A 2980-nucleotide genomic window follows, 5' to 3' on the forward strand; every position below is an offset into this window, starting at 1 on the left:
TTAAGGGGGGCTACGCCGGAATCCCTTAACAATCCTGCCACCAATGTCACACTGTCACGTAATTAGTTTATTTGTTACTTTCTTTCTTTCTTTCCTTCTTTTGTTTATAATGTATGCATATTCAGACGGAGGATAAAATATGCGTCCAGTTACATTCACACCGGAAGACATCATTGAGGCGGGCAAAATTCTGCAAGCGGAAGGCCGTAACATCACCGGGTTTGCGCTGCGTAAAAAAGTCGGTGGAGGTGACGCTAACCGGCTGCGTCAAGTATGGGATGAATATCAGGCGGGGCAGTCGGTTGTTGAGCATGAACCTGTTGCAGAGCTGCCGGTTGAAGTAGCCGAAGAAATGAAAGCTGTATCAGTGGCGCTTACAGAGCGCATCGCGCAGTTAACGTTAGAGTTGAATGATAAGGCTGTCAGAGCCGCCGAACGGCGGGTTGCCGAAGTCACCCGCGCGGCGGGTGAACAAACGGCGCAAGCCGAGCGCGAGTTGGCCGACGCTGCACAGGCCGTTGACGATCTTGAAGAAACCCTTGATGCGCTGCGGGGTGAACACAGCACCACAATTGCCGCGCTGGACGAAAGCAGGGGAAAAGAGCAGGCTCAGGCCGTAGAGCTGGCGCAACTGCGTGAACGTTTGGCCTCCACGGAGAAATGGCTCGATGAGTCAGAAAAGGCGGAGGGAAAAGCCGCAGAACAGCACCGGCAGCAACTGGCCGATATGCAAGACAGACTGGAAGATGCCGGGAAAAAACTTGCTGAAGCAGTGGCCGAGCTTCGGGGCGCTAAAGAGCAACACGCCGGGGAAGTGAAGGAGCTGAAGGCGCATTATGCCCGGAATGAAGAGGAACTGAAAAAACGCCTCGATGCCGCCGAGAAGAAATTGGCTGAAGCCACAACAAATCACGCAGCCGAGCTACGGACTACTAAAGAGCAATTCTCCGGGGAAATGAAAGAACTGAAGGCGCAACATGCCCGGAGTGAAAGCGACCTGCAAAAACGGCTCGATGAGGCCGGAAAAACCGCCAGTGCGGAACTGAGAGCCAGACAAACAGCACTGGATAAAGCGTTGAAAGAGGCAACAGGGGCGCGGGAAGCAAAAGCGGCCATGACTGGTGAACTTAAAGCGCTGAAATCGCATAACGAACAACTGGCGGCGTTGCTGGCCGGAAAAGCAGAACCGGCAGCGGTGAAAGGGCATAAATAACACTGGCCGGATTTTAATATATGGTAAGCCTGTTTTTATAACCGGCTTACCTATCACAATATTCCTTCATATATGAGCCTGGGCAGGATGGGAGAGATTTCTGACATAAGCTATCAGGCGCTACAAACGACATATCAAAACTTCTTCCGAATGGAAACGTTAAAGGAGATCCAATGATCTTGTCGCTAATGCGACCGCCAAATTATCTATTTTCCGACACTACGATATTGAGTCGGATGTGATCCAACCCACGAGCACGAGAGTTATTTTGTGTTCGACCCCCTTTACAATAATACAACAGAGATAGATCCCGATCCTGACGGTTTATTTGAGATGGGACAGCTGGGGAAAATATCGCCAGTGGCGTGGCAACCCATTAATTTCTACGGTCGATTTGAATTTAATGACATAGCAACAACATTTAGCGTTGATGAGTTCGTCAAGTCGGTTGACCTGGCGACATTATTTACAGATTAAAGTCATAAACAGTGGAAGAGCTTGAAAAGCAACTTTGAACTCTATCGGGGGATGGGCAAAAATAGCCAACAACAAATTACGGTACTATTTAAGTATACCTTCCTCGAACTGCTGCAAGCTGGTACTGTTTAAGCAACCACTTCACACTTAAATAGAACCGGTTCTCAAAAATGACCCAAACAGTACCGTCCTGCTTTGTTCGCGCCTATCTTCGTGCCTCCACTTCCGAACAGGATGCATCACGTGCCCGTAGCTCTATCGACACTTTCGCCACTGAGCGAGGGCTGGCCATCTGCAACTACTATGTTGAAAATGAGTCAGGTTCACGACTGGAGCGTCCTGAGCTTTTCCGACTGCTGAAAGATTGTCGGCAGCGTGACATATTACTCATTGAAGATGTTGACCGCCTTTCACGCCTAGCCGGGGACGACTGGATCACGCTCAAGAAAATGATTGCCAGAAAAGATATAAGAGTCGTGGCCGTTAATGTTCCCACTACCTGGCTACATTTATCTCCGGGGCTGGCTGATTTTGATAACCGGATGTTTTCGGCCATCAATGACATGTTGCTCGATATGCTGGCCGCAGTGGCTAGGCGTGACTATGAACAGCGCCGGGAACGCCAGAAACAAGGAATAGTCAAGGCAAAAGCGGAGGGAAAATACCAGGGGAGAAAGGTTAATCAACATCGCTATGATGCCATTAACCGGCTGTTAGCAAGCGGCAGTTCTTGGAGCCAAGTTCAGAAAACAATCAATTGCAGTCGAGGCACTATTAGCCGAGCTATTAAACAGTTCGCCTCAGTTATCCCCCTATCCTCTCCTTCCGGGCAGTTTGAGAGTGCTACCCCACCTTCCGTGACAGCCACGCTGTGGGTGCCGGTGCAGAACGGCAGCAAGTTTACCCGTGGGAAGAAAAAGCTCAGAGAAGAAATTGCCTGGCTGGTTGAGTGTGATTACGACGGAAAGGTGTTGGACAACAACGAGTACAGCCTGACTTTTACGTATAGCGATGAGGCCGATTTGAAAGAGCAGATAGACAATCTTTTTGACGAGATTTACCGCGCCGCTGAGATACGTAACTGTGTGGTCGATGATATGACGCTAACTAATGATGCAACAAACCAAGGCTGGAATGAATTCGATGGTGGTTGGAGATAGTCGGCTAACATTTTCATCAACCTAAAAGCATAAGTAATAATTCATACTTAACTCTTCATAAAACATACTTAATCATTCATACTTAACACTTCATAAGTAATAGGGAGGATAGAATAATGATAACTGTTAT

At 48.6% G+C, this 2980-nt stretch carries 2 protein-coding genes and 1 pseudogene; all 3 read left to right on the forward strand.

Going from position 1 to position 2980, the window contains the following annotated elements:
• Positions 1-139 precede the first annotated feature (139 nt).
• Entirely contained in the window at positions 140-1213 is a 1074-nt protein-coding gene (locus ACGF63_RS22620; RefSeq protein WP_387633329.1) for a DNA-binding protein, read from the forward strand.
• A gap of 270 nt (positions 1214-1483) precedes the next feature.
• Complete coding sequence (locus ACGF63_RS22625; RefSeq protein WP_387633331.1) at positions 1484-1690, forward strand: hypothetical protein; 207 nt, start codon at positions 1484-1486, stop codon at positions 1688-1690.
• Between the two features lie 170 nt (positions 1691-1860).
• Positions 1861-2484, forward strand: a pseudogene (locus tag ACGF63_RS22630) (recombinase family protein); the annotation flags it as partial.
• Positions 2485-2980 lie beyond the last annotated feature (496 nt).

Origin of the sequence: Photorhabdus sp. RM322S (assembly GCF_042879395.1) — a bacterium.
GTDB lineage: Bacteria > Pseudomonadota > Gammaproteobacteria > Enterobacterales > Enterobacteriaceae > Photorhabdus > Photorhabdus khanii.